Here is a 25,246-nt window from a genome sequence, read left to right as displayed (position 1 = left end):
AAACTACGATATTATGACTTTTTCTCAGCATGGCACTTACGATATTGAAGAGGCGTAAGACCTGTATTCTTCTTAAATTCCCGCAGAAAATTCCCCAGATTATTAAAGCCGCAATCCAGACAAATGTCCATAACCGGCATGTCTGTGGTCTGCAAAAGAAGCATTGCCTGTTTAATCCGGTATTCATTCAAATAGGAAATCGGTGATTTTCCAAGGGCTTTTTTGAAAAAACGACAGAAATACTGCTCATTCATATTCACCTGACACGCCAAATCCCGGACATAGAGTTTTTCCTGATAATGTCTGCGGATAAATTCCAGGGAGGATTTAATGAGTTCTACTCTGTAGTCAAATTCCTTTTCTGTCCTGACAAGCAGGGCAGAATCCGCAAGTACGCCCAGTATCCCCAGAAGACCTGCCCGTATAAACAGCTGTGAGGAAAATTTTTCTGTTACTGTCTGTTCATCTTCCCGCTGAAAATATCCATCTTCGTGAAAAGTGCGAAGAATTTCCATATATTCCCGACGCACCCGGTCAAAAACCGGGGAATGGCTGTCCAGGCACCGTGGAAACCCCATACTTCCCTGCAGCAGAAGCTGCATCAGACCTGTCTGCGCCCTGTCACAGGACTCAAAGCCCAAAATACAGGGGTGAAACAATACGGCAAACTCTTTTCCTCTTGTCCGCGGCTCAATGGAATGAAGTTCTCCGGGATTGATAAAGTAAAAACATTCCTCCTGTATGGAAAAGGTTTCCATATTCACATGAAGCAGAAACTCCCCTTTTGCAAAATAGAGAATTTCTATTTCATCGTGCCAGTGGTGCCTGACCCCTCTCCACCTGCATGACTCCTTTACCTCATAAAGCCCACAGGGAAATATGGCGGTTCCATGGTCTTTCTGTTCTTTTAAATCCGACGTGTCTTTTCTCATGCTTCTTTCTCCTGTCGGCTGTGAAACATGGCAAGAAAAACAGCCAGAAGCCCGATGCAGCTTACCCATACGGCATGGGCGCCCATGCGCAGCGTCAGGCAGCTTCCCACTGCCGCGCCTGCAATAAAGAATACAATCACATTGTAATACTGCAGACTGTTTTTCAGACAATGTTTATTTTTGGTTTCCAGATAACGGTAAAGATTTTCTGTGGCGCTGCGCAGATTTCCGGTACACATGGTCGTGGCATAAGAATTTCCGTTCATTTTGCGGAATGCCTCTACCTGCAGGGCACATACAAAGGAAACCATAACGTTCACCAGAGTATCTGCTTTCCCAAGAGGCATAAATCCTGCAAAAATCAGGCAAATTAATTCCAACAGTACCACAAGCTGCCTCCAGTGTATGGCTTTTTTCCATTTAAAAAAGGTCTGAATGGTTTCACAGATAAGAATTCCCAGTACAAACGCCAGTATGGGAACAAAATAATAAAAGGCCTTTTTCCAGTCCTGATTGGTCAGATGCAGTCCCAAAAGCACAATATTTCCGGTCTGGGCATTGGCAAAAACATGGCCTCTGCAAATATAGGTGTAAGCGTCCAGAAAACCGCCCACCACAGCCAGTAAAATTGCCAAAAGATGGGTTTCGGACATTTGTTTTGTTTGTTTCATGGCGGAAATCTCCTTCTTTCATACAAATACAGCTTTTCCCTCAATTATAGCGATTGTCGCTGTCCCTTGTCAATAACAGCCCCGGGAATCGTCACCCTCTCTCTTTTCCTGCATATTCTATCTTATATCTCTTTGCCAGGAAAGGAACTTTCTATGCTTTCAATTCCTTTATGTCAATTAAAAAAAGACCAATGTGCAGTTGTGGAAGGCATTTCCTGTCCCTCTGCAAAGCTGGAAGAAAAGGCAGATATCATACAGCGTCTTCTCGATTTGGGCTTTTGCCGGGGAACTCCTGTAACCTGCGTCAACACCGGCATTTTCAAAAATCCCCATGCTTATGCTCTGCGTGGCAGTGTCATTGCCATAAGAAATGAAGACGCAAAAATGATTCTGGTAAAACTTCCGCCTTCAAAGACTCTATAAATCGAGGTGTCTATGTTGCATTTTCATCAAAAAACAGACTCTGTCTGTACCATTATCCTTGCCGGAAATCCAAATGTAGGAAAAAGTACGGTTTTCAACGGACTGACCGGCATGCACCAGCACACCGGAAACTGGTCCGGAAAAACCGTAGCTCTGGCAACGGGAAGATGTAAAATAAAAAATCATACTTATGCCTTTACAGACCTGCCCGGCTGTTATTCCCTGCACGCCTGCTCCACGGAGGAAAAAATTGCCGGAAGCTGTCTTATGGGAAATACCGCCCACGCAGTACTGGTTATCTGCGATGCCGTATGTCTGGAACGAAACCTGCATCTGGTACTGCAAATTCTTGCGGTTACAGATAATGTCATTTTATGTGTAAATCTTATGGACCAGGCAGCCAAAAAAGGAATACATATTTCCTGCGATATTCTGGAAAAGGAACTCCATATTCCGGTTATCGGCATCACAGCTCGCCGCAAAAGAGAAATCAGGCGTTTGAAAACTTTTCTGAATACCTGTATGTATGAAAAAAACACGGTCAGGCAAAGCTTCTCCGAACAAAATCCGGACCTTTCCACACCGGAAATTCAGGCTCGCCTTGCCTCTTCCCTCTATCAGAAAGCTGTCTGCCGGAAAAAACAACATCTCCCCTCCTTTGACCAGGCTTTGGATACTCTCTTTACCGGAAAATACACCGGTATTTTTTGTATGCTTCTGCTTCTTCTGGGTATTTTCTGGATTACCCTTCTTGGAGCTAATTCCATTTCCCAGGTTCTCCAGGACGTTTTATTCCGGCTGGAGCCTTTGCTGTACGAAAAGCTATCCGGTATCTTGCCTCTAAAGCTATGTCAGCTTCTTGTTTTCGGCTGCTACCGGGTGACTGCCTGGGTTGTCAGTGTCATGCTTCCTCCCATGGCTGTCTTTTTTCCGCTGTTTACTCTGCTGGAGGATTTTGGCTATCTGCCCAGAATTGCTTTTAACATGGATTGCTGCTTTTCCAAATGCAGAGCCTGCGGCAAACAGGCGCTTACCATGCTCATGGGCTTTGGCTGCAATGCTGTAGGCGTAACCGGGTGCAGGATTATTGATTCTCCCAGGGAACGGCTGATTGCAATTCTGACCAACAGTTTTGTCCCCTGTAATGGCCGTTTTCCCACGATTCTGGCAGTGCTGACAATTTTCTTTGCCACAGCTTTACCCTCAGATTCTCGGATATTGCATGCCCTGCTGCTTGCTGTTTTGCTCACCTGCGTGATTCTTTTTGGAGTTGCCATGACTTTTTTAGCCTCCCGGCTTCTCTCTGCCACGATTTTAAAAGGCGTTCCCTCCTCCTTCACACTGGAACTGCCCCCTTACAGAAAGCCCCAGATATGCTCCGTGCTTCTGCACTCTATTATCAATCGGACTCTTCTGGTGCTGACCCGCGCCATATTTGCCGCGTTCCCCGCCGGACTGCTTATCTGGCTTACGGCAAATATCCGCATAGACCAAACCACGCTTCTGACTCTGCTTTCGTCCTTTTTAGACCCTTTTGCCCGGCTTCTGGGCCTGGACGGCACCATTTTGCTTGCTTTTATTCTGGGCATTCCTGCAAATGAAATTGTGATTCCGGTTATGATTATGGCTTACACAGCGCAGTCCTCTCTTGTGGATTTTCAAAGCCTTTCCAGCCTTCATACTCTGCTCACGGAACAGGGCTGGACCTTTTCCACAGCTGTGTCCATGCTGATTTTTTCTGTCCTGCACTGGCCCTGCGCTACCACACTTTTAACCATAAAAAAAGAAACCCACAGCCTGAAATGGACAGCGCTTGCCTTTTTGCTGCCCACTTGCATGGGGTTTCTGCTTTGTTTTCTTGTCACCTGTTTTTTTCGGATACTTTCCCTTTCTTAGGGGGTTTGTTTACCAGACAAATACCGACGCAAACTAAGACCAGGGCTGCTGCAAGCTGCCAGCCCTTTGTCTGGCTTTCCTCCCGAAGAATCAGTGTGGATAACAGAACTCCGAACACCGGATTGGTAAAACCGAAAATAGCGATTTTAGAAACCGGGTGATACTTCAGGAGAATCCCCCAAAGAGAAAAAGCAACTGAGGAAACCAGAGCTAAATAGATAAGCACTGCCATTCCCGGCAGAGTTACCTTGGAAATTCTTCCGCCCAGAAGATACCCTCCCACTATCATCACCAATCCGCCTGCCATAAACTGCCAGCCGCTTAACGTTACCGGGTCTTCCTCTTTGGAATAGATTTTTAAAAGGCTGGAGGCAAAGGCATAGGCAACAACGGAAATCAGCAAAAAACCTTCCCCGTCCAGATGAAAGCTCATGCCAATGCCCTCTCCGTTTAAATTTACCAGCACAACGCCGGCAAAGCCTATGACACAGGCTGCGACTTTTCTTCTGGTCAGCTTTTCCTGATGAAACAAAAGGCTGGCAACCAAAATCGCCACAAAGGTGTTGGACGCAATAATAATAGAACCCTTTACTCCTGAAGTGTGCGCCAGACCCAGATAGAAAAAAATATACTGTAAAATCGTCTGAAAAACGGACAGCTTTAACACCATGGGAATAGAAGACTTCTTTGGAATAAGAATCCGCTTCTGCAAAAGACTGCCAAATACCAGAGCCAGAAATCCTGCCAGAAAAAAGCGGATTCCCGCAAAAAGAATCTGAGAAGCCGGACTGTTTCCCGGAATTTCAAAAAGACGGTAGCCGGACTTAATTGCCGGAAAAGCGCTTCCCCACAGGGCATTGCAGAGAATGGCCAGAAGACAGACTACAAAGGAACTCTGCAAAAGGCGTGGTGGGGTGGGCTGTTGGTTTTGTTTTGTGTTATGTAGATGTTGGTTCATGGTAAATCCTCACTTTCTATTCCTCCATCTTCCCAATTTCTCTGTCCAGCACATTATAATGCTCCCGAATTACCTTAATGCCCTCCTGCACGTCCTTTTTCTCCAGATTTTCACAGATTTTCCTGTGACAGCCGCTTAATTCCTTCCATTCCTCAGGCTGCACCTGTGTGGACACCTGGCTGATAACCATTTCAAATATGTCAGACAGCGCATCATTTAAGATTCCCAGCAAATTATTCCCGGAAATCTTTATCAACTCATCGTGAAACTTCTTATCCGTCTTCACCCGCTCTTCTATACAATTTCTGCTGGTGCAGTCCTCCATTTGCTCCACAAGCTGAAAAAGCCGGTGCAAGTCCTCCTCTTTTGCCTGCTTTGACGCCAGCAGATACGCGCCGATTTCAATAAAACGACGCAGCTGGCTGATTTCAATATAATTACTCTGCTGCGTTACTAAAAGAATGGAAAACACACTGGAAAGGCTGTTTCCCACATGATTTACCAGGAAATTCCCCTGTCCGTGACGGCTTTCAATAATGCCCCATATGCTCCAGACATCGAAGCGCCTCCCTCACGGAATTTCGGCTCAGCCCCAGTGTCACCATAAGCTCTCTTTCCGAAGGAATCTTGCTTCCAAACTCAATTTGCCCTGTTTCTGCCAACTCTTTGATGTATGTAATCACCAAATAATATACTTTTTCATTTTTTTCTTCCATTTCTCAAACCTCTGCTTTTTAAATAGCTGCAAATCAGTTCCACGGTTTTTTCTGTTCCAAGCACACCTGCGTTAATGCACAAATCATAGTAATTCATGCTGCCCCAGGCTTCTCCTGTATAGTATTTGTGAAACTCTGCTCTTTCCTCTTCTATTTCCTGAATCTTCGCTTTTGCCCTGTGGGCAGACAGTCCCTCATGTTTCATAACCCAATCCTGCTTTGTTTTCATATCTGCATAGATAAAAATCCCGAATACAGTTTTCCTCTTCTCTGAAAATATAATTTCCGCACCTGCCAATGAGTACGCAGGACTCCTTTCCGCAAAGCTCCCGGATTCTTTTAAACGGTATTTTTCCAACCTGATTTTCACTCTGATTCATGGCAATGGCATACAAAAGGCTGTTTACAGGCTGTTCCTCATAGAAAGCCCGCACTTCCTCATAGTCTTCTCTTCCCCTGGCGATTTCCATCAATTCTTCTTTGCCGTAAAAAGGGATTTCCAGACGTTCTGCCAACTCCCTGCCAATTTGCCTTCCGCCACTGCCATACTGTCTTGCAATGGTAATCACTAATTTTTCCAAAATTTTGCCCTCCTTACATAAAGCCTGCAAACACAGATGCACCTATAACCGTCAAAAGTCCTGCTACAGCAATAGCAAGACTGCTCATAGCGCCTTCCACAGGTCCCATCTCCATAGCTTTGGCAGTTCCGATGGCATGAGAGGCGGTTCCAAGAGCCAGCCCTTTGGCAATGGGATTCTGAATACGAAAGATTTTGCAAACCAGCTCTGCAATTACATTTCCTAAAATACCGGTAATGATAATCACAGCCACTGTAATCGTTACAATTCCTCCCAGCTCTTCAGACACTCCCATGCCAATCGCGGTTGTGATGGATTTGGGAAGCAGGGTTACATACAACTCATGACTAAGCCCGAAAATTCTGGAAAGCGCCAGTACACTGACCAGACTGGCAAGCACACCGGACACAATTCCCACTGCCACGGCTCTGAAATTTTTCTTCAAAAGGGACATCTGTTCATAGAGGGGAACTGCCAGACATACCGTAGCCGGTGTCAACAGATAGCTGATATATTTTGCACTTTCATTGTATTTCTTATAATCCACTTTAAAAATCATCAAAACTGCCATAACACAAATCGTTCCAATGAGCAGAGGGTTTAAAATCGCCATCTTAAATTTCTTTTTCAAAAGTAATCCTGTTTCATAGGCCGCCAGACTTAAAACTGCTCCAAAAAAAACAGAATTGCTTAAAAATTCATTCATCTTTCTTTTTCCCCCTTTTCAGCATGCTCTGTGTAACCCCACCTGTGACTGCCATCACAAGTACCGTTGTCACCACAGTAATGACAACTACTGGAATCCATACAGGCAAAAGTGCATCTGTGGAATCCAAAAGCCCCACGCCTGCCGGTATAAACATCACGGGCATAATTTCTATCAGAAATCCCGCCGTTTCTCTTACCTGATGCGCCTTTAGAATTCCGCTGCCAAGGGCTGCCAGCATCAGCACAAGTCCATAAACACTGGCTGGTATGGGCAGGGGAATCAGTCTGCGTAAAAGCTCTCCCAAAAAGGAGAACAGTAAAATAATACTGAATTGTTTCAAAAACTTCATCTTTTTTTCCTCTTTTCGGTGGTAGTACCAGTTTATTATAGACATGCTCCTTTCCAAAGTCAAGAAGACCTGCCAAAAAGAGCCTCTTTCCCCTTTCTCCGGCTGGACAAGCCCTTTTCCTTGTGTTAGCATATTTTACAGAATAAAGAAAAGGAGATTTGACTATGCAGGTAAAAGAACGTTTTCTCAAATACATTTCTATGGACACAACCTCTGACCCGTCCTCAGAAACCTTTCCAAGCACCAAAAGCCAGCTTGCATTTGCGGCAGAACTGGAAAAAGAAATGAAGGAACTGGGGCTTACTGAGGTTTCCCTTGATGCATACGGCTATGTATTCGGCACCATTCCTTCCACGATTCCTAACTATCAGGGTAAAATCCTGGGATTCATTTCCCATATGGACACCTCCTGTGCTGCCTCGGGAACAAACATTGCACCCCGGATTCTGGAACATTATGACGGAAAGGATATTGTTCTCAACGAGGAAAAAGGAATTGTTATGCGGACAAAGGATTTCTCCAATCTCAGTCAGTATGAGGGACAGGATTTAATCGTAACCGACGGACAGACCCTTTTAGGCGGTGATGACAAGGCAGGAATTGCGGAAATTCTCACAGCCGCGGAATATCTCCTTGCACACCCGGAAATCCCTCATGGTCCTATTCGCATTGGATTCACACCAGACGAGGAAATCGGACAGGGAACCGACCATTTTGATGTGGAAAAATTCGGCGCAGATTTTGCCTATACCATGGACGGAGGAGAATGTGGGGAACTGGAGTATGAAAACTTCAATGCTGCCAGCGCTTTCATCACCTTTCATGGAGTAAGCATTCACCCCGGCTCTGCCAAAAACAAAATGGTAAATGCCATTCTTCTTGCCATGGAATTTCAGGGTATGCTGCCCCAGAATCAGAAACCGGAATATACCCAGGACAGAGAAGGCTTCCTGCATCTGGATACCATTCAGGGTTCTGTGGAAAAAACAGTTTCCGAATATATTATCCGCGACCATGATATGGAATTGTTTGAGGAAAAGAAGCGCTTCATGGAAAGAGCTGCTGCCTATATGAATGAAAAATACGGAGAAAGCACGGTAGAATTAAAACTTGAAGATTCCTATTTTAATATGAAACAACAGATTGAACCTCATATGCATTTAGTGGACAATGTGCTTGCAGTGTATGAGAAGCTGGGGATTCAGCCTCAGGTTCTTCCAATCCGCGGCGGTACAGACGGCGCCCAGCTTTCCTTTAAAGGACTGCCCTGCCCGAATCTGGGAACCGGGGACCACAACTGCCACGGACATTTTGAATTTGTATGTATTCAGTCCATGGAAAAATGCGTCCAAGTAATTGTAGAACTGGCAAAACTTTACGCAAAAGAGAACTAAACTCCAAAAAACGATCGCATTTCACATGCATACAGACAGTGAAATACGACCGTTTTTTATTACACAGAAAATCAGCCGCTAACGGCGCGCCGATGCGAAAAGAATCTCACAGGCGAGATTCTTTTCACACCTTGAGCATACGGTATCCCACTCCGATGTGGGTCTGTATATACATGGGTTCTGAAGGATTGGGTTCTATTTTTTTCCGCAAAGTTGCCATAAATACCCGCAGAGAAGCCACATCATTATCCCAGGCGCTTCCCCAGATTTCTTTTGTGATATAGGTATGGGTCAGCACTTTTCCCACATTTTTTGCCAGAAGACACAACAGCTTATATTCAATAGGGGTTAAATGCAGTTCTTTTTCCTTCATAAAGGCACAGCCCCCGGCATAGTCAATCTTCAAATCTCCGTTTTGAAAAACAGAATTCTGAATCGCTTCTCCTCTGCTGTCGTTTAAACGGCGAAAGGTTACCCTTAACCGTGCCAGCAGTTCTTCCACCGAAAAAGGCTTTGTCAGATAATCGTCAGCCCCTGCGTCCAGCGCTTCGATTTTATCGGTATCCTCGCTTCTGGCGCTGATGACAATAATGGGGGTCTTGGACCAGGTACGGATTTTTCGGATAATATCAATACCGTCCATGTCCGGAAGTCCCAAATCCAGAAGAATCACATCAGGATTGTGAGAAGCCGCTTCCATAATGGCTATTTCTCCGGTGGGCGCTGCCTGAAAACGGTAATCATGGGTTTCCAGTGTGGTTACAATTAAGTTTCTTACTGCTGTGTCATCTTCCACAACCAGTATCAATGGTTTATTCATGCAGTTTGACCTCCTTTGCGGGCAATGTAAATATAAAACGGGCGCCATGAGGCTGATTGTCTTCCACTTTTATCATTCCCCCATGGGCAGTGATGATGGATTTGCAAAGGGCAAGCCCAAGCCCCAGACTTCTGCGGCTGTCTGCCGCCTTTGTTGCATCTGTATAAAACATTTCAAAAATATGCGCTTTAGCATTTTCGGAAACGCCACTGCCGTTATCTGCTACAGAAACCTCTGCCATATTGCCCTGCAGACGTATTTCAATTTCGATTTCTGACCCGGCAGGCGTATATTTGATGGCATTGTCCATTAGATTCACCAGCACCTGAACAATCAGGCGGGCATCTGCCTTTACCAAAAGCAGACTGTCTGAAAAATGCACGGTGATTTTGTGTTCCTTGCTGCGTTTTTCCACATGGTTTACAGCCTCCTGTACAATTTCCTCCAGTAGCTCTGTATTTAACCGCAGCTTCATGGTTCCGTCCTCAATCCTTGTGACGGAAAGCAGATTTTCCACCAGGTTAATCAGCCACAGGGAATCATCATAAATATCTTCGTAAAGCTGTCTGCGTTTCTCCCTGTCCATACTGTCCTCGCTGGAAAGCAAAATTCCGGCATTTCCGGATATGGAAGTAAGAGGTGTCCGCAAATCATGGGAAATGGAACGCAGCAGATTTGCCCGAAGCTGCTCATTCTTTGCCAAAAGGGCTGCCGCAGCCTTTTCCCTTGATACTTTATCGTTTTTCATTGCCAAGGCGCACTCGCCTAAAATAGAAAGCATAATGCTCTTTTCAAAAGAATCCAGAGTGTTTTTTCCAATGGCAATCCCTACCACACCAAAGACTTCGCTGCCTACCCGCACAGACAGATACAGGCAATCCGCATCAGAAAAAGTCTTTGTGGCAGCCCCTGCATGAGTATTGTTCTCCAATACCCATTTTGCCACTCTCTTTTCCTTTGGAGCAAGATAATCCTGTTTTTCTCCCTCCTGCCCGGAAAAAAGAACCGGCTCGGCTAAGTTCCCATTCTTCACCTCATAAAAAATAATATCTCTTTTCAAAAGCTTCTCCAGCTGTCCACAGGTAACGGAAATAATTCCCTGGCTATTCTGTTCCTGTCCCAGCTGCTGATTGGTTTCAAAAAGAATTCTGGTCCGATAAGCAGTTTCCGCTGACTGTATGGCCTGCTTCTTTATCCGCACAGCCAGAGAGCTTGTAATAAAAGCAGCAATAAACATAACCAGAAACGTAGCGATATAGCCCGCATCATAGGCGTTAAAGGTATATCTTGGCTCTGTAAACAAAAAATTAAAAAGCAAAACGCTGATGACAGAACTGATAAGGCTGTAAATTCTCTGGGAAGTCACAACAGCCGTAATCAGCACTCCCAGAATATATACGGTAATAATATTCGCTTCCCGGAATCCTCTCTTTGAGAAAAAGTAACTAATAAAAGTAGAAATTCCCAGCACCAGAATACTCTTAAAAATATCTGCCGCCGCTTTTCTCTTTTTTCCCTCTTCCTGATACAGCCGTGTTTCAAAATCTCCTTTCATGCTTCTGCTCCTCTCCTTAATCGCTTCCATATTAGCATATTTTTCCCCCGACTTCACTACCCCACTGTAATTTTCTCCATAGGGAATTTGGAAACATCAAGGTGTCTGCTGGAGATTGCGGCAAAGACCAGTGTCAGCCCTCCGACTCTGCCCCAGAACATCAGGACAATCAGGATAAATCTTGAGATAAGGCTCAATTCTGTTGTGATTCCAAGGGTCAGCCCCACGGTTCCGATCGCCGAAGCCGTTTCAAAAAGACAGTCTAAAATCGGGATTCCTTCTATACAGCTTATGGCAATTCCCCCACTTAAAAACAGCACCAGATACATCAGCAATATGGTTGACCGTGTTTTCTGAAATTCTGCGGTGAAAGCAGTTGGTTTCTCCTTTTCTCTTAAAGACTGCCAGAGCAGATGAGAACAAAACCGCAATGGTGGTTGTCTTGATTCCTCCTGCGGTAGAGCCGGGAGAACCGCCGGTAATCATTAATATAATCATAATAAAAACCCCTGCCTCGCTGAGCGCCGTCAAATCTACGGTGTTAAAGCCTGCTGTTCTGGGGGTAACTGACTGGAAAAAGGAACCTAAAATCCGCTCAGACAGACTCATATCACTCCACTTGTCTGCTGAAAACTCCACAAAATAGAAATACAAAGCCGGCAGAAGAATCAGCAGACTTGTGACTGTAAGAATCACTTTGCTCTGCATTCGGTATTTTTTAATATGTAACTTATGGGTCTTAATATCGTCCCAGGTCAAAAAACCGATACCGCCAATGACAATCAGCGCCATAATGGTAAGATTAATCACCGGATTATCCGCATAGGTAGTCAGAGAGGAAAATTCCTGCCGCACCCCCAGCAAATCAAAACCGGCATTGCAAAAAGCGGAAATGGAGTGAAACAGGGAATACCATAACCCCTTCAACACGCCAAAATCCCGGCAAAAAACAGGGAACATTACTGCTGCCCCTGTCACTTCTATCATCATGGTTGTTTTTAAAATAAAGCCTGTCATTCGCACAATTCCGCCTACATGATGGGCAGAAATTGCCTCGCACATGGTACTTCTCTGCATCAGGCCTATCTTTCTGCCGGAAAGCATGGCAATGGCAATGGATACGGTTACTACTCCCATGCCGCCAATCTGAATCAGAGTAATAATGACAAACTGTCCGAAATAGGACCAGTACTGTGCAGTGTCATGCAGCACCAGGCCTGTCACACAGACAGCTGAGGTTGCAGTAAACAGGGAGTCCCAAAAAGAAGCCCCTCCCGGCCCATTGGTTGAAATGGGCAGCATCAGAAGAAAGCTGCCTGTAAGAATCACAATCAGAAATCCAAGGCTGATTATCTGAAAAGAAGTAAAATGTCTTTTTTTACGCATGAGTTTTTTTCTTCCTCCACAATCTTTATGGTATCTTAATTATGGCTTGTCATGCATAAAAACTGTATAAATAAAATTTACACAGTATTAAGACCGTATAAAGAAATCTTTATGTCCACCCCAGAACCAGCGCCATGGGAACCACCAGAACTGAAGAAAAAAGAAAGACTGCTCCCAAAGTCAGAACCGGCATACCGATAAAGACGCTCAGAAAAAATACAAACGGGTGCAATTTTGCAAAACAATTGGCAGAAATCTCTGCCCTTTCTTTGAAATCATGGATAGCATATAGCATGTGCAACATTCTCATTCCCTCCCTTGATGTTTCTATCTTATCATCTTGAGTATTAAACCCGGAAAAGGAAAACAGGAGAAAGAATAAAGATTGTAAAAAAGGGAATGTTTATGCCGCAGCACTAAACATTCCCTTCTCATGGTTGATTTTTCCGTTGCCTGCCAACCTGCTACATTTTATGCGCCCACACTATTTCCCGTATAAAGCTGATAATACTTGCCTTTTTCCGCCATAAGCTCTTCGTGAGAGCCGCGTTCTATGATTCTTCCCTGCTCCAGTACCATAATACAGTCGCTGTTTCGGACTGTAGAAAGTCTGTGGGCAATGACAAAGGTGGTTCTGCCCTCCATTAAGCGGTCCATGCCTTCCTGCACCAGACGTTCTGTTCTGGTATCAATAGAACTGGTAGCTTCGTCCAAAATCAGCACCGGCGGATCTGCCACAGCAGCTCTTGCAATGGAAAGAAGCTGTCTTTGTCCCTGGCTTAAGTTGGCTCCGTTTCCGGTCAGCATGGTATTGTAGCCCTCCGGCAGCCTGCGGATAAATCCATCTGCATTTGCCAGCTTTGCTGCTGCAATGACCTCTTCATCTGTAGCGTCCAGCTTTCCATAACGGATATTTTCCATAACCGTATCCGTAAACAGGTTGGTATCCTGCAAGACAATTCCCATGGAACGGCGCAGATCCCCTTTTCTGATTTTGTTGATATTAATCCCGTCATAACGGATTTTACCGTCCTGAATATCATAAAAACGATTCAACAGATTGGTAATTGTAGTTTTTCCCGCCCCGGTAGAACCTACAAAAGCAATCTTCTGACCAGGTGTGGCATACATCTTAATATCATGCAGAACAATCTTGTCCTCGTTATATCCGAAATCCACACCGTCCAGTACCATATCACCCTTTAATTCCACATAAGTAGTGGTATCGTCTGCCTTATGGTAATGCTTCCATGCCCAGTGTCCGGTTCTCTCCTGACTCTCGGTAAGCTGGCCGTTTTCCCACTTTGCATTTACCAGAGTTACATAGCCGTGGTCTTCCTCCGGCTTTTCGTCCATAAGGTCAAAAATTCGCTTGGCGCCTGCCAGAGCCATAACAATGCTGTTTAACTGCTGACTAATCTGATTCACCGGCATACCGATGCTCTTATTAAAGGTCAGAAAGCTGGCAAGGCCGCCCAGGGTAAATCCTCCAATGCCATTGATAGCCAGCATTCCTCCAGCAACCGCACAGACCACATAGTTTACATTTCCAAGCTGCGCATTGACAGGTCCCAGATAATTGGCACATTTATTGGCATTATCCGCGCTCTCAAAAAGCTGATTATTCAGCTCATCAAACTGCTTCATTGCCTCTTCCTCGTGACAGAAAACCTTTACTACCTTCTGACCTTCCATCATTTCTTCAATGTAGCCGTTCAGCTTACCGATATTTACCTGCTGATCCATAAAGTGCTTTCCGGACAACGCGGCAATCTTTTTTGTGACGCTTATCATCAGAGCCAGCATAACGACCGTCAGCAGAGTCAGAGGAATGTTCAGCACCAGCATACTGATAAATACGCTGACAATGGTTATCATGCTGGACAGCATCTGAGGCATACTCTGACTGATCATCTGGCGCAGTGTGTCAATGTCATTGGTATACACGGACATAATATCCCCATGGGGGTGCGTGTCAAAATATTTCACCGGAAGACTTTCCATCTTTTCAAACATGTCATCTCTTAAATTTTTCAGAGTTCCCTGTGTCACGTAAATCATAATTTTGTTGTATGCATAAGCACAGGCAACTCCAATTGCATAAAGACAGGCAACCCGTAAAATAGCCATGGCAAAGGGCCGAAAATCCGGTACATCTGCCTGAAGAAGAGGCACAATATAATCATCAATCATGGTTTTCATAAACATGGTTCCCTGGACATTTGCCAGCACGCTTACAAAAATCCCTATGACTACCAGAATCAGATGTACCTTATAAGTTTTTCCCACATATCCCAGAATTCGCATAAGCAGTTTTCCGGGATTGTCCACCTCTGCTTTTTTCTTTTGTTTCATTATGCCTCACCTCCCTGATTGGAAGCTTCATCAAAATCTCCGCCTCCGCCTTTTGTCTGGGATTCGTATACATCCCTGTAAATCGCGTTATTTGCAAGCAGTTCCTCATGGGTACCAAAGCCGTTGACTTCTCCGTTGTCCATAACAATAATCCGGTCTGCGTCCCTGATACTGGAAATTCGCTGTGCAATAATCAACTTTGTGGTATTTGGAATCTCCTCTGCAAAGGCTCTGCGGATTTTAGCGTCTGTGGCAGTATCCACTGCGCTGGTAGAATCGTCCAGCACCAGGATTTTCGGTTTTTTCAGCAGCGCTCTTGCAATACAAAGCCTCTGCTTCTGTCCACCTGATACATTGCTTCCGCCCTGTTCTATGTAGGTGTGATATTTCTCCGGCATACGCTCAATAAATTCATCAGCACATGCCAGACGGCAGGCACGGATACACTCTTCTTCTGTAGCATTTTTATCGCCCCAGCGCAGGTTGTCCAAAATCGTTCCGCTGAAAAGGACGTTCTTTTGCAGCACCACTGCCACCTGATTACGAAGCTCCTCCAGATCATATTCGCGGACATCAATACCGCCCACCAGCACCCTTCCTTCGCTCACGTCATAAAGACGGCTGATAAGGTTTACCAGACTGGATTTGGCGCTTCCCGTTCCGCCGATAATTCCTATGGTTTCTCCTGCATGAATCTGTAAATCAATATCCTTTAACACCGGCTCGCTGCTTTCCTTCTTATAGGAAAAGTTTACATGATTGAAAACAATGCTGCCATCTTTTACTTCCATCACAGGATTTTCAGGATTGGTAATATCACTTTTTTCATTTAGCACCTCTGTGACACGCTCTGCTGATGCCACACTCATAGTTACCATAACGAAAATCATGGACAGCATCATCAAACTCATCATAATATTCATGCAATAGGTCAGAAGGCTCATCAGTTCTCCCGTAGTGAGTCCGCCTACCACAATCATCTTGGCGCCAAGCCAGCTCAGCCCCAGAATGCAGGCATATACGGTAAACATCATAAGAGGCATGTTTGCCACAATAATGTTCTCTGCTTTGATGAACATACGATATACGTTTTCTGCTGCTTTAAAGAATTTGTTGTTTTCATAATCTTCTCTTACATAGGCTTTTACCACACGGATACCTGTAATATTTTCCTGTACACTGGCATTTAATTCATCATACTTTTTAAATACCTGCTGGAAATACTTCGTCGCCCTGCTCATAATCAGTACCAGACAGGTTCCCAGTACCAGAACCGCCACCAGATAAATACTCGCCAGCTTTGCATTAATGGTAAACGCCATAACCATGGCGCAAATCAGACTTGCCGGGGCACGAGTAAACATACGCAGCAGCATCTGGTACGCCATTTGCAGGTTGGTGACATCTGTGGTCAGACGGGTAATCAGACCAGCGGTGCTGAATTTGTCAATATTGGAAAAAGAAAAATTCTGAATGTTTTCATACATGGCTCTTCGCAGGTTTCTGGCGAATCCGGTAGACGCCCGGGCGCCGTATTTACCTCCCATAACACCTGCCCACAGACCGCACAGAGCCAGCACAGCCATGGCAATTCCTACCTTGCAGATATGACCAATATCTCCCTTTTCCACGCCATTATCAATAATGGACGCCATAAGCAGGGGAATCATCATCTCAAACAAAACCTCCAGTATCATAAACACCGGGGTCAGAATCGAGGCTTTCTTAAATTCTTTAATCTGTCCGGCTAAGGTTTTTATCATTGTTTTACACTCCTTCCGTATATGAAATTTAATTTGTTAGTTCCCTAACCATTATTTTTCCATTATAGAAAAAAGAATTTTTAATGTCAATACAGATTTTAAAATTGCCCCGGCTGTTTTCCACATTTTTCTGTGTTCTGCAGCCGGGGCAATTCTTATATTATCTGTATTTTTTATTTGATATTTTCTGTAGGATCTCCTACAGGCTCTTCTCCCAGATATTCCTCCAGGGTCAGATTCTGTTCTGTAATTTCCTTTGCTGCCTTTTTTCCTACATAGCGGTAATGCCAGGGTTCAAAAATAACACCTGTAATGTCACTTTTATCCAGCGGATAACGGAGAATAAAGCCGTATTTCCAACTGTTTTCCATGAGCCACTTCTGATCCTCTGTTTCCATTTGACCTTCGTCCAGATTTGTATACTCGGAAGAAACAATGTCAAGGGCCAGTCCAATCTGATGCTCGCTGGTACCCGGCTTTGCCACAACAGTGGCTGCCTTGATGGCTGCATCTTCCTCATTCAGACCCTCCTCGTTCATAACTCTTCCTATTTTATTCTGATACAGAGATACCTGAGTATCCCAGGCACGGAATGCAGAGCAAATCATAGGGGATCTTCCGTCTGCCCGGGCTGCCTCAAACATAGCCTCCAAATCCTTCATAATTCTGGCGTCTACCTGATACCCCTCCGAATCCAGAGTTTCTGTTTCCACCTCCGGCACATCTGTCTGTATCATGGGATTTTTGGCGTTCACCAGTTTTAAATACCACTTGTTTTTTTCGCTTTCTGCAGCCAGTACAGGCTCGTCCTTTTCCTCTTTGCCTGCTTTGACTTCCTTTGCTTCCCGGGCTTTCTTCTCCTGCTGCTCAGCATAAGCCTGTTCTGCTTCCTGCTCCTTCTTCTGCTTACTGACGTTTACAAATCCCGCCCAGACAATAAAGCATAGCAAACCAACAGACAGCAATACCCTTCTGTTTCTCTGCCGGATTCTTTTTATATTTCTTCTGCTTCTACGTCGCCTTTGCCTGATATCACTCATCGTCTATTCTCACCTCAATATATGAAACACATCTTATGCTGCAGCAAGTCGTGGCTGTCAATATAATGTGCTGCAACTGCAGCAACAAACCGATTCATCGGCTTGAATTGCATAATATGCAATCATTATATCATCTTTTCCTCCGGATTTCCTCATTTTATTACAATTTTTTTAATTTTTAATATTATTTGAACCTCCGGAGTTAGTATGTGCCAAAGAATCCGTTTTATACCAATAAACAGCCCCTGCTCTCTCCTCAAGCAGGGGCTGTTCCTTCCTTATTCTATTCTCTTTTCTACAAAAGCAAATATTTCAGCACAAACAAAATCGCCAGCACATACATCAGCAGACTGATTTTCTTCTCTTTTGCTTTTCCTGTCATAAGATTCAGCACCACATAGGCAATGACTCCCATGGAGATTCCCTCGGAAATGCTGTAGAAAAACGGCATGGCGGCAATACAGATATAGCATGGCAATGCTTCGGAAATATCGTTGAAATCAATATTTGTCACATTTGTCAGCATATAAAATCCTACCACTACCAGCGCCGGCGCAGTTGCAAAGGACGGAATCGCCAGGAAAATCGGGGATAAAAACAGGGACAGACCGAATAAAACAGCAGTCGTCACAGAAGTCAGACCTGTTCTTCCTCCTTCGGAAACACCGGACGCACTTTCCACAAAAGTGGTTGTAGTGGAAGTTCCCATCACAGCTCCCAGTGTGGTTGCCATTGCGTCTGCCATTAATGCACCCTTGATATTAGGAAGCTTTCCTTCCTCGTCCAGCATCTTTGCCTTTGAGGACACGCCGATCAGAGTTCCAATGGTATCAAACATATCTACAAATAAAAATGCAAATACCACAACTACAAAATTCAGGGAAAAAATTCCGCTGAAATCCAGCTTTCCAAAAATCGGTGCAATACTGGGAACAGACAGTCCATTGCTGAAATCAGGCAGCAGCCCATAAAAGCCCAGCTCCGGATTCGGCACATAGATGCCTGCAAACTGGCAAAGAATCCCCAGAATCCAGGTAATCAGAATCCCCCACAGGATATTTCCCTTTACCTGTTTAATCACCAGATAGCCGGTGACTAAAATTCCGATAACTGCCAGAAGCACCGTGATTCCCACATCGTTAAAGGAAGCCTTCACTCCATTTACTTCATTATAAGCTTCTACAGAAAACAACTGTAAAAGGGTAGAACCCCCAATGACAATTTTTGCATTCTGCAGACCGATAAAAGCGATAAATAAACCGATTCCCACACTTACCGCTGCCTTTAAATTCTGGGGAATTGCATTAAAAATCGCCTCCCGCACATTGGTTAGAGAAAGAACAATAAATACCAGGCCTTCTACAAAAACAGCGGTCAGGGCTGTTTCCCAGGAATATCCCATTCCCAGCACAACCGTATAGGCAAAGTAGGCATTCAAGCCCATTCCCGGCGCCAGGGCAAAAGGATAATTGGCAAAAAATGCCATAAACAACGTACCCAGAAGAGCTGCCAGAGCCGTTGCAGTAAACACAGCGCCCTGATTCATGCCTGCTTCTGCCATAATGCTTGGATTGACAGCCAGAATGTACGCCATGGTCATAAAAGTGGTAATTCCGGCAAGCACTTCGGTCTTGACGTCTGTACCGTTCTTGCGCAGTTTGAATAGTTTTTCCAACATTCTATCTTTCCTCCACATTGTTTTGTTATTGGACAACAGAAGTATTGTAATCAATTCGCCCTGCTTTTACAAGTGTTTTGTAAAATTTAAACAGTCAGTTTGTTTTTTACTGCCGGAGCAATGGATAAATCCGGCGTATGGTATGGAATCAGAGTTGCCTGAAGGGCATGGTAAATGTCGGATTTACCCGGCCATACGGTTCCGATGACTTCATTCTTTTCGTTCATCTGGTGGAACCAGGAGCCATTTACATGGTCTAACACCTTTTCGTCCAGATATTTCATAAACTCTGCGTAATCTTCCCCGTATTTTTCCTTCTTTGTCACATGGTACAGCACCGCGGAGGTGTTAATGGCTTCTGCCAGAGTCCAGTGCATTCTGTCGTGTACCACTGGTTTTCCTTCCCAGTCTGTAGTGTACACGATTCCCGGCGCGCCATCTGCATTCCATGCGTCTTTTACTGCACGGTTAAAGAGATTTTCTGCTGCTTCTATGTATTTTGCAGCGTCTTCTCTGTTGTCTTTATGTGCAGACAATGCCCACTGGGTAATCAGTCTTGCCCACTCAATACCATGTCCCGGTGTTGCACCGTATGGTTTAAACTGGTCTGCCGGCTGCTCTTTGTTGCATTCCAAATCTGCTGCCCAGTCTTTTGTGAAATGTTCCGGAATTCTCCAGTTGTTGTCAGAAGCCCATACCAGCACACGGTCAATAATTCTGCCTGCTCTTTTGCGGTATTTTTCATCACCTGTCACGTCTGCTGCTGCAAGGAAAGCCTCTACGGTATGCATGTTGGCATTTAAGCCGCGGTAATCATCTAATACGGTAAATTCTGTGTTCCAGGTATCGCAGGAAAGTCCTTCTTCTTCATTCCAGAAACGAAGGTCATAGACTTTTAAAGCGTCCTCCAGAAGTTCTTTTGCGCCTTCTACGCCTGCCAGCACTGCGGAAGACGCTGCCAGAATTACAAATGCATGGGCATAACACTGTTTGTTGGGCAGGATCTCTCCCTCTGCAGTAAGTCCTGCATACCAGCCGCCATTTTTATCATCGTGAAGTTCGCCTTTTAAGCCTTTGATGGCTGCTGCTGCCAGCTCTTTGCTTCCTTCATGTCCCAGGAAGGTTCCGATACTGTATACATGTGCCATACGGGAAGTAATCCAGGTTTCACGGTTTCTCTCTTTCCAGGGAGTTCCGTCATCGCCCAGATAATAAGAGCTTCCTCCCGGAGCCGGGAATCTATGTCCGAAGCTTAATAAGTTTTCATTGATTTCTTTTAAAAACTGTCTGTTTTCCTCTGTGTCAATCAGATATTTTTTGTTTGTTTCTCCCATTTTAAGTTCCTCCTTATCGAATGTCATAAACACTGCGTACTCTGATATTTTCCGGTACACCTCTTAATATTTTCACGGTTTTGCTGTCCCCGTTCAAATCAAAATAATTGTCTGACAACACCAGATCCTCATACTCATTTAAAATTTCCACACTCTTTGCATAAGCATCTGCTGTCACAGTAATAGTATCTCCCTCTATCTTAACGTTAAGGTTTGGGTTTTTGTACTTAAAGTATTTCGGATAAGAGAAAATCACACTTCCCTCAGAGATTCTTTCTCCCTGTTCCCATGCCTCAAAGCTCACATACTGGTTAAATACGTCCACTTCCGGAAGTTCCACTTTGTCAAGCCATACACTGGTCAGCGCAGGTACAGAAACCGTTTCCTCATGCTCCTCCAGAATTTCTGCACTGGCATTTCTAAGATGCCATTTTACCAGGATTTCTCTGTCTTTTAAAGTTTCATTTGTCACATTTAAGGTAATGGATTTTTCAAATACAAAATGCTGGCGGTTCATATTGGCTTCCTGGGTCAGCCAGCTTTCCTCCTGACAGGAAATCATCACAGGGGCAAAGAAACGCTTTGCATAGTAATGAAGGGCTTTCCACCGTCCCCAGTAATCAATAGAAGACCAGGAAATCACAGGCCAGCAGTCATTTAACTGCCAGTACACAGCCCCCATGCATCTGCCCCGGTTTCTTCTGAAATGCTCCACGCCGTAGCGAATGGCGTCTGCCTGCAAAAGCTGGGAAGCGTACAAAAGGGTGTCAAATTCTCCCGGATAGCGATACGTCTGCTGGAGATAATTCATAATCTTTCCGTTTGCCCCGTAATTTCTCTGGTGCTTCTCCATGACATAGGAAAAGATATTCCAGTCCTCCGGGTCATCGGAAATGGTTTCAATGGTCTTCTTGCATGGAAAAGACTGGAAACCAAACTCAGAGGCATAGCGGAAGAAGTGCTTCCGATACTCGGAAAACGGCTTATTTCCATGCCATACCTGCCAGTAATGCACATCTCCTCTATCCGGGTCGTTGGGGTTATCAAAGGAACCGCCTGAGGACGGGCTTGCCGGCCAGTAGAAGGTCTGTGGGTCGTATTCTCTTAACACCTCAGGAATCACCCGCTCGTACATAAAGAGATAATCCCGCACCTCAGAAGGCTTTGTCACCCAACATCTCTCGTCCACAAACATTTCCATCTCATTGTTTCCGCACCACAGTCCCAGGGAAGCATGATGACGCAGACGTTTGATATTGTCAATAAATTCCTGACGGATATTTGCCTCAAATTCCGGAGTCAGCTCGTATACAGAGCAAGCAAACATAAAGTCCTGCCAGACTGCCAGTCCCAGCTCATCACATAAATCAAAGAACCAGTCATCTGGGTAAAAGCCGCCTCCCCAGACGCGAATCACGTTATAATTCGCCAGCTTGCAGTCCTCTAAAAGCTGTCTGGTACGCTCCGGGCTTCTTCTTCCCAGCAGATGCTCCTCCGGAATATAGTCTGCGCCCATGGCAAAAAAGGCTTTTCCGTTAATTTCATGAGCAAAGCTCTCTCCCCACTCATCTTTTTCCCGCTTCATGGTCATGGTTCGAAGACCGATTCTCCTCTCCCAGGTATCCACTTCCTGATTGTCGTAGAAAAGCATGGCTTTTACCTGGTAAAGAGGCTGCTCTCCCAGACCGTTCACCCACCAGAGCTGTGGATTTTCAATGGTAATGCAGCCCTCTCCTTCTTTAGAAAGGGTGGTTTCCCATACCTGTTCGTCAGGAGAAGTAACTTTTACAATAACCTGGCAGTTTTCCGGTTCTTTGCAGATATATGCCGAAGTAAAATGCAGGGTACATGTTCCCTCCTCATGCTCCTGACGGATATACATACTGTCCATTCTTCCATGTTTGACCTTTAAAAGCTTTACCGGACGGAAAATCCCGGCATCGGGAAGGTGTGCGCCCCAGTCCCAACCAAACATGTAGTGTGCCTTCCGAAGGTGCATAAAGCCTTCATAGGTGTCCTCGTTTCCAATGTTTCCGTATTTTTTATACGCCTGAGCAATATACTTCAAAGGAGAACGGAAAATCACTTGCAGGGTGTTTTTTTCCTTTAACAGACTTTTCACCTCATACTCCCAGACGCGGTGCATGTTGCATGGTTTTCCCAGAAGTATTCCGTTTAAATACACCTCTGCCACAGTGTCCAGACCGTCGAAATGAAGCAGAATCTCTGTCCATGCAGCAATATCCTCTTCCCTGAATTCACAACAATATTCATAATCCTTTTCCATAAGAGCGCAGATGCTGTCCTCATTATCCTTCCAGTAAGGATTCTCCATATTGCCGTTTCGCAGCAAATCTGTATATACAGTTCCCGGAACCACAGCCTCCTGCCAATCTGCCTCCTGGGTGCCTTTCATTTTCCAGCTTTCGTTCAATTCTCTTGTTTCCATAAAACCTCCTAAAACTTACAAGACTGCTCTACAATCTTACCCAAACAGCCTCGTGTCCGAAAAGAATACCCTTTCCTTCCTTTTCTCCGTGCCATGGATACTGGTAAATTTCCTCTTTGAATCTCTTTGGCAGAATAAAAGGTGTGGAACGGTGATTCACAATCACCATGCTGTCTTCATACACGGCTGTTTCAATGCCTCTTTCGCAGATAGCGCTTATCGGGGTAACATACGCATTTAAAATATCCTTCACCAAAGTGGTTCTGGACTGAATAATGGGATACATTTCCTTATTTCCCTGTGCATAAGGCACATGGGGAATGTTTTTGGCAGCATAGGAAGCACCCAGCTGTACGCCAAAGGAATACACGACTCCCTTGATTTCCCCTGCTCTCTGCATTTTTTTTGCAAGGTCTTCTGCTTCATATTTTACTACACAGGAGCCAACTCCGTCTACATATGGTGCAATTTCTTTTCCATCCGGATACTTACAAAAACGCTCTCCCTGGGCAATGATAACCTTTCCGTAACGGTAAGGGGTCTTCTCACAGTTTTCTCCCGAAATGCCGAAGCAGTTTTCTGCCAGCATATCCTCCGGACCGTGGAGAAGCACACCGCCTTTTGCCACCCAGCCACGCACCTTTTCTTCCAAAAGCGCATGCTCTGCTGCAAAATAACAGTCATTTACAGGTACAATGAGTACCTGATAATCTTCCAAATCCCCTGCCTCAATTTCGTGATTGCTGATTACATCGGTCTGATATCCCAGGTCACAGCAGATTTTATACCAGCCCAGCAGATCCAGGCGTCGAATCTTATTATTTCCCACCTCAAAAGGTTCTAAATGCGCCATTTCCGAAGGGAACAAAAGGGCGATTTCTTTTTTCTTTTTATTTCCCCGCAGGGGCAAAACCTTTGCAAACCAGTCATTTGCCAGACGAAGAGATTCCTGGAAGTTTTCGTCCATACGGTTCATCACGCCCCCGTCGTCCAGACCGTTCATACCATAGCAAGTGTACCCGTCCATACCGCAGGCGGTCATGGAACCGATGATTTCCGCTGGCGTAAGCTGTGCATAAATATCACTGTAAATGTAACGTCCCCAGTAAATGCCTCCTGTCATGGGCTTTTCCTTATTCATGACCCGCATCATACTGTGCTGACAGGAAACCACATAGGCATCTGGAAGACCGTCCGGAGTCACGGGCACAGTAATAAAATGGCAGGAATCCACATAAGGCGCCAGAGCATACATGTCAATACCACGGATGGCGGTATCCCACAAATCGCTGAATTCGTTGTCATGGTCTTGCTGCTCTCTGCCGTAAATATTCAGGAAATAGCCCCACTGGCTTAAATCCGGACAGAGGAAAAGGTCTGGATTTTTTTCCTTTAATTTCGGTCCAATGGTCTTAAAATACTCGGTCATCTCATGGATTTTCCAGAATGCATTATCTCTCCACACATAAAATTTCGGTGTGCGGTTTCTGACATCTTCCTCTGTATAAAAGCCTCCTTCCGGGTATTTCACGCCATACCAGTATTCCTGAGGCGTCAGGGCATCGAAATCCCTGGCTGTAGTATTGTAATTTTTATTCAGCTCTTCAATGTTCCCGTGATACAGCTCTTTCAGATAGGAACGGTAACGATTCTGTCCTTCCTCATCAAAACTCACTGCCACCACTGGATCCCACATGCTGCAGACCGGAACAACCTCCCTGTCCTCCTCAGTCACGCATCGCTGGCAACCCTCTTTGTAGCTTTCCATAATTCGCTCCACATGCTCTTTCATAGATGCCTGGGCTTTTTCTGACCAGTATTTATACCATCTGCCCGGCGTCCCATCCAGATAAGTGATTTCCTCCCCAAAAATCGGCGGGCTGTAGCGAATATGAGGATACAGGTTGTCTCCATTTAAATACAGCAGAAGAAAGTTATAGAAAAGGTCATGGGCGTGTGCAGATTTTCCCATATATTCCTGCATTTTCACATACTGACTTAAAGCCCCTGTTTCATAACGCTCCCTGAAATCCTCCCATGCCTTTGTATCAAACATCACGCTGTTAAAGCCTAAATCCCGGATAAGCCCCATGGTTTCGTCCACAAACTCTTCGTCATCAAAGGCAGGGCTGTAAAAATTTCCAAAAATGACATTCATGTAAGGTCTGTTGTCTGTCTTGTTTCTCAGTTTCATCTGTTTTCCCTTTCGTCAGAAAAGCCGACGCAAAACCAGTAAC

20 protein-coding genes and 2 pseudogenes are annotated in these 25,246 nt (G+C 45.0%); 3 read left to right on the top strand and 19 right to left on the bottom strand.

From position 1 onward, the window contains the following. Nucleotides 1–11: 11 nt before the first annotated feature. Together DQQ01_RS03475 and DQQ01_RS03470 are read right to left on the bottom strand one after the other, a co-directional pair. Entirely contained in the window at nt 12–932 is a 921-nt protein-coding gene (locus DQQ01_RS03475; protein WP_111918429.1) for an AraC family transcriptional regulator, read from the bottom strand. Next, the gene (locus tag DQQ01_RS03470; protein ID WP_111918427.1) at nt 929–1,603 is read right to left on the bottom strand and encodes a YoaK family protein; all 675 of its coding nucleotides are present in this window, start codon (nt 1,601–1,603) and stop codon (nt 929–931) included. Before DQQ01_RS03470 ends, DQQ01_RS03475 begins: the two co-directional genes overlap by 4 nt. A gap of 153 nt (nt 1,604–1,756) precedes the next feature. Here DQQ01_RS03470 and DQQ01_RS03465 point away from each other — a divergent pair, with 153 nt between their 5' ends. Further along, the gene (locus tag DQQ01_RS03465; RefSeq protein ID WP_111918425.1) at nt 1,757–2,026 is read left to right on the top strand and encodes a FeoA family protein; all 270 of its coding nucleotides are present in this window, start codon (nt 1,757–1,759) and stop codon (nt 2,024–2,026) included. A gap of 12 nt (nt 2,027–2,038) precedes the next feature. Beyond that, nucleotides 2,039–3,922: a ferrous iron transporter B gene (feoB, locus tag DQQ01_RS03460; RefSeq protein ID WP_111918423.1), complete on the top strand. Its 1,884-nt coding sequence runs from the start codon at nt 2,039–2,041 to the stop codon at nt 3,920–3,922. Here the strand turns inward: feoB and DQQ01_RS03455 are convergent. From DQQ01_RS03455 to DQQ01_RS03435, 6 genes and pseudogenes are all read right to left on the bottom strand, one after another. Next, nucleotides 3,888–4,880, bottom strand: a complete 993-nt coding sequence (locus DQQ01_RS03455) for a DMT family transporter (protein WP_111918421.1) — start codon at nt 4,878–4,880, stop codon at nt 3,888–3,890. The genes feoB and DQQ01_RS03455 overlap by 35 nt on opposite strands. A 16-nt stretch (nt 4,881–4,896) precedes the next feature. Further along, nucleotides 4,897–5,373, bottom strand: coding sequence for a FadR/GntR family transcriptional regulator (locus DQQ01_RS03450; protein WP_242980540.1), 477 nt, complete (start codon nt 5,371–5,373; stop codon nt 4,897–4,899). A gap of 37 nt (nt 5,374–5,410) precedes the next feature. Beyond that, the gene (locus DQQ01_RS16310; protein WP_242980531.1) at nt 5,411–5,596 is read right to left on the bottom strand and encodes a FadR/GntR family transcriptional regulator; all 186 of its coding nucleotides are present in this window, start codon (nt 5,594–5,596) and stop codon (nt 5,411–5,413) included. Next, nucleotides 5,580–6,165: pseudogene (locus DQQ01_RS03445) on the bottom strand (cytidylate kinase-like family protein). Before DQQ01_RS03445 ends, DQQ01_RS16310 begins: the two are co-directional and overlap by 17 nt. A 25-nt stretch (nt 6,166–6,190) precedes the next feature. Beyond that, nucleotides 6,191–6,883: an LrgB family protein gene (locus DQQ01_RS03440; protein WP_111918419.1), complete on the bottom strand. Its 693-nt coding sequence runs from the start codon at nt 6,881–6,883 to the stop codon at nt 6,191–6,193. Beyond that, on the bottom strand, nt 6,876–7,235 hold the full coding sequence (locus tag DQQ01_RS03435; RefSeq protein WP_111918417.1) for a CidA/LrgA family protein: 360 nt from the start codon (nt 7,233–7,235) through the stop codon (nt 6,876–6,878). Before DQQ01_RS03435 ends, DQQ01_RS03440 begins: the two co-directional genes overlap by 8 nt. Nucleotides 7,236–7,399: 164 nt before the next feature. Here DQQ01_RS03435 and pepT point away from each other — a divergent pair, with 164 nt between their 5' ends. Continuing rightward, complete coding sequence (pepT, locus tag DQQ01_RS03430; protein WP_111918415.1) at nt 7,400–8,629, top strand: peptidase T; 1,230 nt, start codon at nt 7,400–7,402, stop codon at nt 8,627–8,629. A 124-nt stretch (nt 8,630–8,753) separates the two neighbouring features. Here the strand turns inward: pepT and DQQ01_RS03425 are convergent, their stop codons facing one another. The 11 genes and pseudogenes from DQQ01_RS03425 to DQQ01_RS03375 all read right to left on the bottom strand — a co-directional run bounded on the left by DQQ01_RS03425 (nt 8,754) and on the right by DQQ01_RS03375 (nt 25,203). Beyond that, on the bottom strand, nt 8,754–9,449 hold the full coding sequence (locus DQQ01_RS03425) for a response regulator (protein ID WP_111918413.1): 696 nt from the start codon (nt 9,447–9,449) through the stop codon (nt 8,754–8,756). Next, nucleotides 9,442–11,004 carry an ATP-binding protein gene (locus DQQ01_RS03420; RefSeq protein WP_242980528.1) on the bottom strand — a complete coding sequence of 521 codons (1,563 nt, stop codon included), beginning with the start codon at nt 11,002–11,004 and terminating at the stop codon, nt 9,442–9,444. The genes DQQ01_RS03425 and DQQ01_RS03420 overlap by 8 nt, the downstream gene beginning before the upstream one ends. A gap of 56 nt (nt 11,005–11,060) precedes the next feature. Further along, nucleotides 11,061–12,390, bottom strand: a pseudogene (locus tag DQQ01_RS03415) (TrkH family potassium uptake protein). Nucleotides 12,391–12,499: 109 nt separating this feature from the next. Continuing rightward, on the bottom strand, nt 12,500–12,694 hold the full coding sequence (locus tag DQQ01_RS03410) for a hypothetical protein (RefSeq protein ID WP_111918411.1): 195 nt from the start codon (nt 12,692–12,694) through the stop codon (nt 12,500–12,502). A gap of 167 nt (nt 12,695–12,861) precedes the next feature. Beyond that, entirely contained in the window at nt 12,862–14,745 is a 1,884-nt protein-coding gene (locus DQQ01_RS03405) for an ABC transporter ATP-binding protein (RefSeq protein ID WP_111918409.1), read from the bottom strand. Then, entirely contained in the window at nt 14,745–16,508 is a 1,764-nt protein-coding gene (locus DQQ01_RS03400) for an ABC transporter ATP-binding protein (RefSeq protein WP_111918407.1), read from the bottom strand. The genes DQQ01_RS03405 and DQQ01_RS03400 overlap by 1 nt, the downstream gene beginning before the upstream one ends. Nucleotides 16,509–16,681: 173 nt before the next feature. After that, a complete protein-coding gene (locus DQQ01_RS18345) occupies nt 16,682–17,152 on the bottom strand; it encodes a M15 family metallopeptidase (protein WP_408607855.1) in 471 nt (156 codons plus the stop codon). A 691-nt stretch (nt 17,153–17,843) separates the two neighbouring features. Next, nucleotides 17,844–19,226: an NCS2 family permease gene (locus DQQ01_RS03390; protein ID WP_111918403.1), complete on the bottom strand. Its 1,383-nt coding sequence runs from the start codon at nt 19,224–19,226 to the stop codon at nt 17,844–17,846. Between the two features lie 86 nt (nt 19,227–19,312). Next, nucleotides 19,313–20,560, bottom strand: coding sequence for an AGE family epimerase/isomerase (locus tag DQQ01_RS03385; protein WP_111918401.1), 1,248 nt, complete (start codon nt 20,558–20,560; stop codon nt 19,313–19,315). Nucleotides 20,561–20,573: 13 nt separating this feature from the next. Then, nucleotides 20,574–23,009, bottom strand: coding sequence for a beta-mannosidase (locus tag DQQ01_RS03380; protein ID WP_111918399.1), 2,436 nt, complete (start codon nt 23,007–23,009; stop codon nt 20,574–20,576). Between the two features lie 28 nt (nt 23,010–23,037). After that, a complete protein-coding gene (locus DQQ01_RS03375) occupies nt 23,038–25,203 on the bottom strand; it encodes a type 1 glutamine amidotransferase family protein (RefSeq protein WP_242980526.1) in 2,166 nt (721 codons plus the stop codon). Nucleotides 25,204–25,246 lie beyond the last annotated feature (43 nt).

This window comes from Blautia argi (assembly GCF_003287895.1).
GTDB lineage: Bacteria > Bacillota > Clostridia > Lachnospirales > Lachnospiraceae > Blautia > Blautia argi.
The sequence above is the reverse complement of the archived record's forward strand: the minus strand, read 5'-3'. Positions and strand labels throughout refer to the sequence as shown.